Origin of the sequence: Vibrio neptunius (genome assembly GCA_019339365.1) — a bacterium.
GTDB classification, from domain to species: Bacteria; Pseudomonadota; Gammaproteobacteria; order Enterobacterales; family Vibrionaceae; genus Vibrio; species Vibrio neptunius.
On the sequence record CP079859.1, the window covers coordinates 3,073,639 to 3,086,602 of the forward strand.

Annotated in this window: 12 protein-coding genes and 3 pseudogenes; 4 read left to right on the plus strand and 11 right to left on the minus strand. The window is 46.9% G+C overall.

What is annotated here, in order from left to right:
- The first annotated feature begins 6 nt into the window (after positions 1 to 6).
- Positions 7 to 488: pseudogene (locus KW548_14315) on the plus strand (hypothetical protein).
- A gap of 34 nt (positions 489 to 522) precedes the next feature.
- On the opposite strand, the pseudogene KW548_14320 reads toward KW548_14315, so the two are convergent.
- Positions 523 to 1,052, minus strand: a pseudogene (locus KW548_14320) (elongation factor P hydroxylase).
- A gap of 221 nt (positions 1,053 to 1,273) precedes the next feature.
- Between KW548_14320 and KW548_14325 the strand changes: the two are divergent.
- The gene (locus tag KW548_14325) at positions 1,274 to 1,897 is read left to right on the plus strand and encodes a trimeric intracellular cation channel family protein (protein QXX06254.1); all 624 of its coding nucleotides are present in this window, start codon (positions 1,274 to 1,276) and stop codon (positions 1,895 to 1,897) included.
- Between the two features lie 428 nt (positions 1,898 to 2,325).
- Positions 2,326 to 4,342 (plus strand): annotated as a pseudogene (locus tag KW548_14330) (DUF885 domain-containing protein).
- A gap of 39 nt (positions 4,343 to 4,381) precedes the next feature.
- Here KW548_14330 and aroC read toward each other — a convergent pair.
- Together aroC and prmB are read right to left on the minus strand one after the other, a co-directional pair.
- A complete protein-coding gene (gene aroC / locus KW548_14335; protein ID QXX06255.1) occupies positions 4,382 to 5,467 on the minus strand; it encodes a chorismate synthase in 1,086 nt (361 codons plus the stop codon).
- Between the two features lie 186 nt (positions 5,468 to 5,653).
- The gene (gene prmB, locus KW548_14340) at positions 5,654 to 6,586 is read right to left on the minus strand and encodes a 50S ribosomal protein L3 N(5)-glutamine methyltransferase (GenBank protein ID QXX06256.1); all 933 of its coding nucleotides are present in this window, start codon (positions 6,584 to 6,586) and stop codon (positions 5,654 to 5,656) included.
- 61 nt (positions 6,587 to 6,647) lie between these two features.
- Between prmB and smrB the strand changes: the two genes are divergently transcribed.
- Positions 6,648 to 7,178 carry an endonuclease SmrB gene (gene smrB, locus KW548_14345; protein ID QXX06257.1) on the plus strand — a complete coding sequence of 177 codons (531 nt, stop codon included), beginning with the start codon at positions 6,648 to 6,650 and terminating at the stop codon, positions 7,176 to 7,178.
- 267 nt (positions 7,179 to 7,445) lie between these two features.
- Here the strand turns inward: smrB and flhB are convergent, their stop codons facing one another.
- The 8 genes from flhB to fliL are packed head-to-tail and all read right to left on the minus strand — an operon-like array spanning position 7,446 to position 12,945.
- The gene (flhB, locus tag KW548_14350; protein ID QXX06258.1) at positions 7,446 to 8,576 is read right to left on the minus strand and encodes a flagellar biosynthesis protein FlhB; all 1,131 of its coding nucleotides are present in this window, start codon (positions 8,574 to 8,576) and stop codon (positions 7,446 to 7,448) included.
- A 9-nt stretch (positions 8,577 to 8,585) separates the two neighbouring features.
- The gene (fliR, locus tag KW548_14355; GenBank protein QXX06259.1) at positions 8,586 to 9,368 is read right to left on the minus strand and encodes a flagellar type III secretion system protein FliR; all 783 of its coding nucleotides are present in this window, start codon (positions 9,366 to 9,368) and stop codon (positions 8,586 to 8,588) included.
- 11 nt (positions 9,369 to 9,379) lie between these two features.
- Positions 9,380 to 9,649 carry a flagellar biosynthesis protein FliQ gene (gene fliQ / locus KW548_14360; GenBank protein ID QXX06260.1) on the minus strand — a complete coding sequence of 90 codons (270 nt, stop codon included), beginning with the start codon at positions 9,647 to 9,649 and terminating at the stop codon, positions 9,380 to 9,382.
- A 12-nt stretch (positions 9,650 to 9,661) separates the two neighbouring features.
- Positions 9,662 to 10,537 carry a flagellar type III secretion system pore protein FliP gene (gene fliP / locus KW548_14365; protein QXX06261.1) on the minus strand — a complete coding sequence of 292 codons (876 nt, stop codon included), beginning with the start codon at positions 10,535 to 10,537 and terminating at the stop codon, positions 9,662 to 9,664.
- The gene (fliO, locus tag KW548_14370) at positions 10,534 to 10,947 is read right to left on the minus strand and encodes a flagellar biosynthetic protein FliO (GenBank protein ID QXX06262.1); all 414 of its coding nucleotides are present in this window, start codon (positions 10,945 to 10,947) and stop codon (positions 10,534 to 10,536) included. Before fliO ends, fliP begins: the two co-directional genes overlap by 4 nt.
- A 3-nt stretch (positions 10,948 to 10,950) precedes the next feature.
- Positions 10,951 to 11,361, minus strand: coding sequence for a flagellar motor switch protein FliN (gene fliN, locus KW548_14375; protein ID QXX06263.1), 411 nt, complete (start codon positions 11,359 to 11,361; stop codon positions 10,951 to 10,953).
- A 23-nt stretch (positions 11,362 to 11,384) separates the two neighbouring features.
- A complete protein-coding gene (gene fliM, locus KW548_14380) occupies positions 11,385 to 12,440 on the minus strand; it encodes a flagellar motor switch protein FliM (GenBank protein QXX06264.1) in 1,056 nt (351 codons plus the stop codon).
- Positions 12,441 to 12,447: 7 nt separating this feature from the next.
- Positions 12,448 to 12,945: a flagellar basal body-associated protein FliL gene (fliL, locus tag KW548_14385; protein ID QXX06265.1), complete on the minus strand. Its 498-nt coding sequence runs from the start codon at positions 12,943 to 12,945 to the stop codon at positions 12,448 to 12,450.
- Between the last annotated feature and the right edge of the window lie 19 nt (positions 12,946 to 12,964).

Consider the following 12,964-nt stretch of genomic DNA (forward strand, 5'->3'; position numbering starts at 1 on the left):
ACGATTATGTGGAATATCAAACTAACGCACTTATTTGCAATGGTACTACTTGTTTCTCTCTCCGGCTGTGGTGGTGGAGGTGGTGAAAGCGGTGAAGCAGGATCTTCAGGTTCATCAACGGGTGCTTCGGCTGCAGCCGCATCAACCAATGAAGATTCCAACACTTTGGCCGATGTGCGTATCGATTATACCAACAATCTCACTTCGGTGTATCAGGTCGACATAGATGTCAGCCTACCTCACCTTTCAGCTTCGCAGGTTTACATCTCCGTTTGTGATAATGCCGGGGGAGCGTGGAGTCTGTTGACTATGACAAATGCCTATTGAAAGCAGCGTTGCAATCCGGAACGGGCAGTTATCAGCTACGGGTACCTAATCACTGCGCATCATTGATAGCGGTAGTTTCTGTCATGGAACCCAACACTGCACCATTGGTCTATACGCTCAATCACAACAATCAAGCCGAAACGACTTGGCTCATTCAGTAACGAAAAGCAAACCAGCCGCATACTGCGGCTGGCTTTATATGACTTCAAACATGGAATAATCAAGAGCAGGCTGCTGATAAAAAGACCTTAATGCATCTGAAAGCATACGAACACGCAGTGGCATACCCTGCTCAAATATCTTGCCGACTTCCGTATGAACCTTGTGCATAAAGGCCAACCGATCAGGTTCAAAGTCTCCGTTTAAGTTATCGCAACTCACTGTAAACGGAAAACCTGCGCTAATAGAGAGGATCCACTCATAAGCCTGAGGCCGAATTTCAACTTTCTCAAATTCAGCCTGAACCGCTTCAGTGCGCCCATCCGGTTGGTACCAATAGCCAAAATCCTCTAATAAGCGGCGCTCTGGTCCTGCAACACACCAATGCGCAATTTCGTGAAGTGCTGACGCATAGAAACCACGAGCAAAAATAATCCGGTGATTAGGCTGATTGTCATCCGCTGGCAGGTAAATAGGCTCGTCGCCCCTAACTCCAAACGCGTATTATACTCATCGAGAAAAGTAGTATTAAAAATGTCGATCAAGTCCTGATATTGGTGGCTCATGGGGATAAAATCATGGTTTGGATTACAGCGCTAAGCATTCTCGCATTTTTGATCCTAATTGCAAATCCCTACACCAACTACTGACATTAGAAATAATTATGCGAAAGCCCCCTTCACAATCATAAAATCTCATTCGTCACAGATCACATTTCCCACTAAACTGACTTTTATTGGTTACAGAATGGCAGATTTCCAATCCGCTAGTCACGTAGGGCGAAACAATGTTATTGAGCATTTTATATATCATTGGCATCACGGCTGAGGCCATGACCGGCGCACTCAGTGCAGGTCGAAGAAAAATGGATTGGTTTGGGGTTATGCTCGTTGCGAGTGCAACAGCGATTGGCGGTGGAACAGTGCGCGATATCCTCCTCGGCCACTACCCGCTCGGCTGGGTAGAGAATCCACAATTTCTCGCAATCACCTGTATTGCGGGCGTGCTAACCACGGGATTAGCCAAATGGATCATCAAGTTTAAAGGGTTGTTCATTCGCCTCGATGCGCTGGGCCTGATTGTGTTTAGCATAATCGGTACTAAAGTGGCATTAGCAATGGGCCATCATGTCATGATCTGTATGGTAGCGGCACTAGTAACAGGCGTTTTTGGTGGGCTATTACGTGACTTAATCTGTCGTCAAACACCGCTTGTATTACACGAAGAGTTATACGCGTCTGTCGCCCTGATTGCTTCAGGCCTTTACCTAGCGTTACTAGAGTTTGGTATTAATGATGTCACCGCGACTATCTCAACTCTAGTCGTTGGCTACATGCTGCGCATGGCTGCGGTTCGCTTTAAATGGCGTCTGCCTTCATTCCACCTTGAGACTGAAGGTTCTCTCCACTAATTCACACGCCCCGTTCTCGGGGCGTTTTATTCTCTAGCGGTCGCTCAACTATGAATAATATTCGACCGAATATTTACCGCTAAGGATCATTTGTGAGCCCGCTTGGATTTACCACCAAAACCTTCCATCGAAGCGCGATTGTGCGATGAAAGTACATTCAAGTATTCTGCAAATCTCTTCATTGGTTTAATAACGCCTCTTCAGGACGACGCACTTGCTCACCAATCGCTAACATATTGATGCTACTTTCAATTACGAGTGCATAGCGGGTTAATTATCCGTTAATTTGTCCTGTGACCTTTTGCACAAACACAGCAGACGACTTATTTTACTCTGGTCGCCCACAAGGGAAAGTCTGATTTCACTATCGTTAAACTCTCTCCATTCTTTTCCTTGCCATCACTTAAAATAAGCTGAAAGGTCTGAAGATGAGAAACAAACAACGTATTACCCTATCGGCAATAACGCTAGCCGTCATCTTGGCAGGTTGTAGCTCCGCGCCAAAAACAAATAATGCTTCCATCCAGCTGACGACACTACTCGACAGCTACCAACATGAATCACAATCTCTGGATAGCACTCACTTTGGTATCGTCAATGATCAGATGGTTGCCGCACGTCAGTCTTTAGATCGTATCTATCTCGACAAGCTTCTTGAGATAGAAAGAAACGCGTTAACCGATGAAGAAAAGGTGTATTACGATACTTTCCGCTTTGACCGCACCATTGCGATTCGCGGTGCAAGCTTCCCCAATACGCGTTTTGGCAACTTCGATGTCCCAGTCACGCATTTTTACAACTATATACAGTGGAATGCCGAAGAAGCGGGCACTGCTATTGATACCGACTCCGACAGTGAACAAACGTATCAAGAACAACTCATCCTGCTCAAAGAGTACACCTCTTGGGTCAGGGGCTTACGCAGCCAATACCAGCAAGCGACACAGCAAGGTATTCAACTACCCGCCATTCTTGCTGAGCGCCTATATCAAAACAGCGTGGACACGATTAGCTACAATAATTTTGCCATGCTCAAAGTAGGATTAAACGACTTAAAAACTCAGTCAGGGTATACGTCAACCTTTGTCAATCAATACACGCAGGAAGTTGAGAAAGCGCAGCGGGCAACCCAAGAGCTATTGGCGTATCTGCACAATCAGTACGTTAAGAGCGCTCGCGGTGAAGGCCAACTCACCGACAAGAATATTGGCTGGGGTGATTTACCCAATGGGCAGAGCTGGTATCAGTGGCACCTAGACCGAAACAGCACCACTGGAAAGTCAGCCGCCGAGTTACATCATATGGGTGAACAGTTGGTCGCGGAAGCTAAAGCGGAAATGATTCGCGTGGCAAAAGTAGTGGTTGCGAAGCGCGGCTCCATTGTGGAAGCAGCGTATCGAGACCCAGCAACAGGTGACGTTTCACCTCGGACGTTTGAACTCGCCACGGACTCAGGCCAGATCAATCTCGGAGAGTTTTTTAAATACCTCAACAGCGAGCAGTTCTTTTTATGGTCGAGATGGTCAGCAAACAACAACCAAGCAATACGCAGCGATCTGCAGTAGCGCATCCTCTCCTTCCGCCTGCGAAAACGCGCTGACGGACTACTATGTGTTTAAAGACAATGCCAACGGTGTCGTTGCCAGCTATTTTAAACCTATCAACACCGACTACACCATAGAGCCAACCCCTGCTGAAAGCGAGATGTATGATGGTGTGGCCTCTTACGATGACAATGTGTTCACTCTCAACACCAACCCAGATTACAGCCTGCAAAAATGGAATGTCTCGACCTTGTTGTTACATGAAGCCGCGCCTGGTCATCATTTCCAAAACGCGTACGCGCAGGAATACCCACCCGCTAATCTGCCCGATTATATGCAGGATATCTGGTACACCGCTTATGGCGAAGGTTGGGCGCTCTATACAGAGTGGCTTGGTATCGAAATGGGCATTTATGGAGAGCTTAACGCGCAGAATCAGCCGACGTTTGTTAACGGCAAAGGCATGTGCACTCCTGACACTGACTATAGCCAGTTCCAAGGCGGAATCTATACAGATGAGCAAGAGTGTAACGCCCTACAGTACTTTGGCAGTCTAAACGAAGCACAACTGAGGAATATGCGCTTGGCGGTCGATACCGGCATTCACTCCAACGGCTGGAGTATTCAGCAAGCACGCGATTATATGCACGCCAATTCTGCGCTCGGCGAAGGTGACATAGAATCAGAAAGCTTCCGTTACGCCGCCTATGTCGGTCAGGCGGTTTCCTACAAATCCGGTTATTTGGTTATCCGAGAATTGCTTGAAAAGGCTCAACAAGAGCTAGGAGATAAGTTTGAATACGCTGAATTCCACGACCAACTGCTACGCTACGGACAGCAACCGATGGAAGTGATGAAGAGCAATATCAACAACTGGATTTCTACAAAACAACAGGCCTAAATGAAAAAACGGCTTCCCTGTGGAAGCCGTTTCTATTCATTAAATCTGAGGTGTTTCTGTCGTCACACCGTGATTCTGACCTCGATGGCGAAGTAAGTGATCCATCACTACAATGGCCAGCATTGCTTCTGCAATAGGCACTGCGCGAATACCAACACATGGGTCATGACGACCTTTGGTGATCAGCTGAGTAGGCTCACCTTCTCTAGTGATGGTTTCACCCGGAACGGTAATACTTGAGGTAGGCTTAAGTGCTATATTCGCAACAATATCCTGACCCGTAGAGATCCCTCCTAAAATGCCACCAGCGTGGTTGCTACCAAAACCGTCTGGAGACAAAGTATCGCGGTGCTCGCTACCCTTTTGGCTAACAACATCGAATCCATCGCCGATTTCAACACCTTTCACCGCGTTGATGCTCATCAGCGCATGGGCGATATCAGCATCCAAACGATCAAAAACAGGTTCACCTAAACCAACCGGAACGTTGGTTGCGACAACCTGGAGTTTGGCACCAATTGAGTCGCCTTGCTTTTTAAGATCGCGAATCAGCTGATCTAACGCATCAACTTTGTCGACATCTGGGCAGAAAAACGCGTTATTTTCAATCTCATCCCAATCCACTTTCTCAATCGATACATCACCCATTTGAGACAGATAAGCGCGGATTTCGATACCAAACTCTTGCTTCAGGTATTTCTTAGCAATCGCTCCGGCAGCGACACGCATAGCGGTTTCACGTGCTGAAGAGCGACCTCCACCACGATAATCACGCACACCATATTTCTGGTGGTAGGTATAATCAGCGTGACCTGGACGGAACTTGTCTTTAATTTCCGAATAATCTTTTGAGCGTTGGTCTGTGTTTTCAATCAACAGACCAATCGAAGTACCCGTGGTTTTACCTTCGAATACGCCAGACAGAATCTTCACTTCATCTGGTTCGCGACGTTGAGTGGTATAACGAGAAGTCCCCGGACGACGACGATCGAGATCCATCTGAATGTCTGCTTCAGTTACTTCCAGCCCTGGAGGGCACCCGTCGACGATACATCCTAGTGCGATACCGTGACTTTCTCCGAATGTCGTTACTCGGAAATGCTGTCCGATACTGTTTCCTGCCATTACTTCCTCAAATTTCTTCAGCCCTGTAAACAAAGCTGTACATTACAATTATTGGTAAATTCATAGTGGCGTTATTGCGATTTGATGTAAAGCCCTAATACCGATCTATTTTGCTTTTCTTTGCCAATAAAAAACGCCGGACAGGGCTGTCCGGCGTTTTATCACATCAAGCGAACTGAATAATACTCAGTCTTTATAGATAGAGAACTCTTCCGCATGCTGCTGCATCTGTTCACGCGTCAGCATGAATACACCATGGCCACCATTTTCAAACTCAAGCCAAGTGAACGGGATATGTGCATATTGCTCCATCATATGAACCATAGAGTTGCCCACCTCACAGATAAGAATACCGTTATCCGTCAGGTAATCTGGCGCATTCGCTAGAATACGACGCACCAATTTCAGGCCATCCGTACCCGCAGCGAGGCCAAGTTCAGGCTCATGCGTAAACTCATCAGGCAAACTGTTCATGTCTTCTTGATCCACATACGGAGGGTTAGACACAATCAGGTTGTACTTCTCTTTTGGCAGATCACGGAACAGATCCGAGCGAATCGGGAATACCTGCTGCTCCATACCATGGTCTTGAACATTCTGTTCGGCCACCTGCAGTGCATCTGTCGAGATATCAATGGCATCGACTTCTGCATCCGGGAAAGCATGTGCACAGGCGATCGCGATACAGCCACTACCGGTACACAGATCCATAATGCGTGTTGGCTCTTCGATGAGCCAAGGTTGAAACTCTGCCTGGATCAGCTCTCCAATTGGAGAACGGGGCACTAGAACCCGTTCATCGACAAAAAACTCTAAGCCACAGAACCAAGCACGGTTGGTCAGGTACGCGGTTGGAGTACGCTCATTAATTCGTTTCACAACGCGCTCAACAATGCGCAAGCGCTCGCTGCTCGTTAATCGAGAATTTAATACATGCGGAGGCACGTCAATTGGCAAGTACAACGTTGGCAGGATCAGCTGAACGGCTTCATCCCATGCGTTATCAGTGCCGTGACCATAAAATAGGTTTGCGGCGTTGAAACGACTCACAGTCCAACGAATCATATCCTGAAGCGTGTGTAATTCTGATACCGCTTCTTCTACAAAAATCTTATCCAAAATTGCCTCCGAAAAGCGCTACAATACTGCCAATAGCATTTATTTATGTATCTATGACCCAATGAGCAAAAAAGACACCGAAATTGATGATGATTTCGCCCTTTTCAGGGATGCAGTACAAGGCGTAAAAAAGTTGCGACAGGATACCATAGTCCAGCAGCCAAAAAAAAATACTAAGCAAAAAGAAATCAAACGTAGCGCGCGTGAAGCCAGCGATACAGAGTTCTATTTCTCTGACGAATTCGTGCCGCTTCTCAGTGAAGACGGACCGACTCGCTATGCCCGCGATGACGTATCTCAATATGAAGTGAAACGCCTTCGCCGTGGCGTGTACGTCCCAGATGTGTTTTTAGATATGCACGGCATGACGCAAAATGAAGCCAAGCGCGAACTCGGCGCGATGATTGCTTACTGCATCAAAAATGAGATTTCATGTGCGTGTGTTCAACACGGTATTGGCAAACATATTCTTAAGCAAAAAACGCCGCTTTGGTTGGCGCAGCACCCGGATGTCATGGCATTTCACCAAGCGCCATTAGAATTCGGCGGTGACGGCGCGCTATTGGTTCTGCTTTCGATACCTGAGAAGTAGAAGACTGGAGAGCTGGAGAAGTTTTCGAGGGCTGACGCTTAGTGTGAGCCCTTTTATTCCAACAAGTTGACTTGTCATCCTCAAGAGTGAGGTACGAACGAGTTGGGGATCTCTTCAAGTGAGTGCACCAAGCTATGAGATTCCCTACTCGCTCCTTCGTCACTCTATGGAATGACACAGAACTGGGTAACTCGCGTTGATTGAATTAAGTCTAGTTTTCCAGCAGGGCGAAGCATTCCATAGGACGTAGTCCTTTCCGCGCTAGCCCTATTTCCTATACTCAGGAGGAATTGGAAGCTCTGACGCTTTAAGATTCGGCCTTTGACCTCCCCGTTTACGAAACTGTTTAAGCTGGAACACATAGGCTAGCACTTGTGCCACAGCCGTAAACAGCCCATCGGGGATCTCTTGCTCTAACTCAGTCGAGTGATAAAGGGCTCGTGCGAGCGGAGGAGCTGGAATCACATAGATGTCGTGTTCACGAGCAATTTCGCGTATTTTTAGCGCCATATGGTCGACGCCTTTTGCGACGACAATCGGCGCTTTATCAGTATCTTGCTTATAGCGAAGAGCCACAGAGAAGTGCTCCGGGTTGGTGACAATCACATCAGCTTGGGGAACTTCTGACATCATTCGGCGTTGGGCGGCTTCACGCTGCAACATACGAATACGGCCTTTGACTTCAGGCTTACCTTCCGTCTCCTTGTACTCATCTTTGACTTCCTGCTTGGTCATCTTCAACTGATCCGCGTGCTGCCAGATCTGGAAAGGGATATCAATCGCGACGACAATCAGCAACGAACAACTGATCAAGAGTACAAAGTTAAGCAAGATATCTAATGCGTGGAAAATGTTCTGCGGATAGACATCCATACTCAACTGGAACAGATCTTTCTGCGCTGCATCGATCAGATAAAATGCGACACCAGAAACCAAAGTGACTTTCAGAATCGATTTAAGTAACTCAACCCAACTTTGCAAGCCCACCATTCGTTTTAGGCCGCTGAGTGGGTTCATTTTTGACCACTTTGGCATCGCGGCTTCGACCGAGAAACTAATGCCACCAACTCCTGCGGCACCAATTAAAGCAGCAATGAACAGAACAGCAAGAATCAACAACAAGGGGCCAAGCAAGCTGACTAACGAACCAAGAGCAATATCAAACAACTTTGGCAAGTCAAAAATTTCTTCACGCGACAGATCAAACAGACGCCCCATAAGTGTATACAACGCACGTGCAAGTGCGTCACCAAACCACATCAAGGCAATAGCGCCAATGACAAGCACAGATACTGACGCTAACTCTTTTGACCTTGCAACCTGCCCTTTTTCACGAGCCTGCTGCAATCGCCTGGGCGTAGCGTCTTCGGTGCGTTCTTGACCGTCTGATTCTGCCAATTCAGCCCCCTAACAATTTAAGCGTATGAAGCGGCACACTTGCTGCTCCCCTTGCAACCAGAATAGCTCATAGTGACTGAATAGCCCGGCGATAATGTACCAACAGAGTAATAAGCCGACGATCAAAGCAAACGCAAAACCCAGAGAGAAGATGTTCAGCTGTGGTGCCGCACGGGTCATAACGCCAAACGATAAGTTGATCGTTAACAACGCGATAATCCCAGACAAGGACATACTCAGTGCAACTTTAAACATGATCCCTAGCCAAAGTGCCAATTCCCTAAAATCGACGGTGCTCAGTGAGCCGCTACCAATAGGTAGTGACTGAAAGCTCATTACCACCAGCATGATCATTTTCAAGTGACCATCGGTCGCGAGGAAAAACATCGTGGCTAGGAACATAAAAAGCTGACCAAGTAACGGCGTATTCTGACCATTGGCAGGGTCAACCATTGATGCAAAACCCAAACTCGCTTGCATACCAAGAATTTGGCCAAGAATCACAAAGGTCTGAATCATGAACTGAGTAATGGTTCCCATCGCGACACCAATGATGATCTGCTCTAAGAGCGTCATGAAGCCTTGCCCAGAGAGCAACTCTATGGTGTCTGGCACAGCAGGGATAACAGGCATTACAGCAAGCGTAATTGCTAAACCAAGATAGAGTCTGACACGAGTAGAAACAAAACGCGCCCCTGTCACCGACATCACCATCAACATGGCAGCGATTCGGGTATAAGGCCAGAAGTAGTTGGCTATCCAGTCGAGTATCAGGCTCGTTGGGTATTCCACGTGAAACCGCCCTAGTAGAGAACCTGAGGCAGGCGCTCAACAATCGAAAAAAAGTACTCCATCATCATTTGTGTCATCCAATGCGCGAACAACATCAACGCCAGCAAAGTCACCACTAGACGGGGTAAGAAGCTCAACGTCTGTTCGTTAATCGACGTTGCAGCCTGAAAGATCGCGACAACCAGACCAATAAGTAAGCTTGGGATGATAATGGCACAAACCATAATCAGAACCATCCACAGTGCATCTTTGAACAACTCGACGAACACTTCAGGCGTCATGTTTTCCTCCCACTACAAGGCAAAGCTGCCAGCTAGAGTAGACAGAATGAGGTTCCAGCCATCAACAAGGACAAATAGCATGAGTTTGAAGGGTAAAGAAACGATCATTGGGGAGAGCATCATCATACCCATCGCCATCAGAACTGAGGCCACTACTAAATCAATAATCAGAAACGGAAGGAAGAGCATAAATCCAATCTGGAAAGCCGTTTTCAATTCAGAGGTAATAAATGCTGGGATCAATATGGCCATTGAGACATCTTCGGGCGCTGTTGCATCTGAACCAGAAATATTAACAAAGGTTTCAAGATCCTTAACTCGAGTTTGCTTGAGCATAAAGTCTTTCATTGGCACTTGGGCGCGGTCAAAAGCTTCACGTGCGGTGATCTGTTCATTGATGTATGGCTGGATAGAGTCTTCATTAATCTTGTTCAACACCGGAGACATGATGAAGAAGGTCAAGAAAATCGCGATGCCTATGATGACCTGATTAGATGGCGTTTGTTGCAAACCCATCGCCTGACGAAGAATCGACATCACCACGACAATACGCGTGAATGAAGTCATCAAAATGACCATGGCAGGCAAGAAACCCAACATGGTCATTAACGCTAATATCTGCAAGTTAATCGAATAGTCTTCGCTACCATCAGGGTTAGTCGTCATGGTGAACGCAGGAATGCCACCACCACCACCCGTAAAACTGCCAGTTGAAATGGTCCGTGCAGCGCCCTGCTCTTTTTCCATGGCGGAGACAGTTACCGATTGTGACGGTGCCGCATTGTCAGGAATTGGGGTTGCAATACTTTCCTCAGCGAACGAAGTCGCCGCAAAAACGCTCAGGCATAGAGTCAGTATCAGTAACGCTAATCGACTAGTGTTTATCATTCTTTCTTTTTCAATAGCTGAGTCAATTGGGTCGCAAAAGGACTGGACGCCAATGCAGATTTATTCAGCTCCTCCTGAGTCAAAGGGGTATCCAACTTGGAAATCAGCTGTACCGACTGTGCGGTCACTCCCACTAAAAATTGCTCTTCACCCGCCTGTACAATCATGATTCGTTCACGAGTACCGACTGGTATCTGACGCACGATATTCAGGCCTCCTTGGTTAATCATCGCTGGCACTCGCATACGTTTCAGTAACCAAGCCAAAAAGAGGATGAATGCGACGACGAACAAAAGCGACCCAAACGTGGTCGCCCAATCTAGCTGATTACCAGATGCAGTTTCAGCCCAAACAGACGGAGAGAGAAGCGTAAAAAGACACAGAGACACTCCTTTTATCTGTTTTCTCATAATTTACCTTAGCTTCTTAATCCGCTCAGTCTGGCTGATAACGTCAGTCAAACGAATACCAAACTTATCATTGACTACCACCACCTCACCGTGAGCAATCAAGGTACCATTAACCAACACGTCCAACGACTCCCCGGCTAAACGCTCAAGTTCAACAACAGAACCTTGGTTAAGTTGGAGCAAATTACGAATGCTGATTTGTGAACGGCCTACTTCCATAGAAATCGTCACTGGAATATCCAGAATCGTATCGAGTTTGCGGCGTTCGTCTTCTGAAATAGGCGACCCAGTATCTTGTAACTCATCAAGTTGAGCGGCCATAACTTCATCTACATCTACCTCTGGCGCATCAGGGTCTTCACCTAGTGCAGCAGCCCATTCATCCGCCAGTTTTTGATCGTCGCTCGGTTCCATACCTGTTACCTATTTACTCTATATTAATCTTCAATTTCACCGTCATCTTCTTCTAATTCAGAAATGACATCTTTGCCCAAGAAAGCGATGTCGGTCTTGACCACATCCGGGCGCTTAATTTCCTCTGAAACCTGAACCGCAAGTTGTTCACCAGAGCGTCCCATTTTGACGCGGAATGTTGGAAGTTCTTCAACAAACATAGTGGCATTTTCAGGCATAGTGATAGGAATGATGTCACCGGGTTGCAGCTCCATCAAATCTCTTAGTGAAATATCCTGTTCCAGTAGATTCACGCGGAAGTTAACCGGAACATCCATTATCTCCTCGCGAAGTGCGGTGCTCCAACGAACATCCGTTTCCATCTTATCTGACTGAACACCAGCATCAAGCAGTTCGCGGATCGGCTCCACCATAGAGTAGGGCATCACCACATGGAAATCACCACCGCCGCCATCAACTTCTATATGGAAAGAGCTGACAACAATCACTTCCGTCGGGCTGACAATATTTGCCATGCTTGGGTTCACTTCAGAATCGAGATATTCAAACTCGACGCCCATGACTGGAGACCAAGCCTCTTTGTAATCTTCAAACACAATCTTGAGCAGAAGTTGTACAATTCGACGTTCAGTTGGCGTAAACTCACGCCCTTCAATTCGAGCATGAAAACGCCCATCACCGCCAAAAAAGTTCTCTACCAAAATAAAAACTAAGCGGGCTTCCATGGTAATAAGTGCAGTACCTTTTAGCGGTCTAAAGCGTACCATGTTCAAACTAGTCGGCACATACAAAGTATTTTGATATTCACCGAATTTCATCATTTGTACGCCATTTATAGACACTTCGGCGGTTTTTCTCAGCATGTTGAATAAGCTGATCCGCAGGTGACGCGCAAAACGTTCGTTGATCAACTCCAGCGTTGGCATTCGACCACGAACGATACGGTCTTGCGAAGAGAAATCAAAGTCTACTGCGCTGGGGTCCGCCGCGGCACCACCACCGTCGTCTTCTCCCTCATCGACATCGTCGACACCGTGGAGCAGCGCATCAATCTCGTCTTGGCTTAATAGATCGGTCACTCTTCACCTACTGTATTACAAAATCAGTAAACAACACTCGTTCAATCACGGGTTGCCCTACCGCACGAGTCAAACTCGCTTTAATATCTTCTGTGGCTTTATCTCTCAATTCCACCCGTCCGTTGACACTACGTAGCTGATCGACGGTCGCTGAAGCGAAAGTACCAAGTAATGAGCTTTCAACCAATGGCGAGTGGTAACGGGCTAAGTTTTCATTTTCAGTACCACGCACCATCAGCTGTACTTTAATTTGCACAAGCCGATCTTTTTTATCACCCGTGACATTAAATAAAAATGGTTGAGCAATATTGACGTAAGAAACAGGCTCTGTTGATACCACCACTTCTTGTTGGGCAGTTTGCGCTGCTTCTTCAGATTCATCCGATCCCATCAGGAAAAAAGCAGCGCCACCGCCGCCAACGAGTAGAACAACAACAGCGATGATGATAATTAACAGCTTGCTTTTGCCTTTGGGTGCTTCTGCTTCTATTCCTTCGTCTGCCATATTTAACTTTCTCTATTTT

What these genes read in the sequence shown, in the direction of transcription:
- fliO (QXX06262.1), bottom strand. Translation starts at nt 10,947, where the DNA reads ATGAGAAAACAGATAAAAGGAGTGTCTCTGTGTCTTTTTACGCTTCTC.
- KW548_14325 (QXX06254.1), top strand. Translation starts at nt 1,274, where the DNA reads ATGTTATTGAGCATTTTATATATCATTGGCATCACGGCTGAGGCCATG.
- smrB (QXX06257.1), top strand. Translation starts at nt 6,648, where the DNA reads ATGAGCAAAAAAGACACCGAAATTGATGATGATTTCGCCCTTTTCAGG.
- fliQ (QXX06260.1), bottom strand. Translation starts at nt 9,649, where the DNA reads ATGACGCCTGAAGTGTTCGTCGAGTTGTTCAAAGATGCACTGTGGATG.
- aroC (QXX06255.1), bottom strand. Translation starts at nt 5,467, where the DNA reads ATGGCAGGAAACAGTATCGGACAGCATTTCCGAGTAACGACATTCGGA.
- fliL (QXX06265.1), bottom strand. Translation starts at nt 12,945, where the DNA reads ATGGCAGACGAAGGAATAGAAGCAGAAGCACCCAAAGGCAAAAGCAAG.
- fliN (QXX06263.1), bottom strand. Translation starts at nt 11,361, where the DNA reads ATGGAACCGAGCGACGATCAAAAACTGGCGGATGAATGGGCTGCTGCA.
- fliP (QXX06261.1), bottom strand. Translation starts at nt 10,537, where the DNA reads ATGATAAACACTAGTCGATTAGCGTTACTGATACTGACTCTATGCCTG.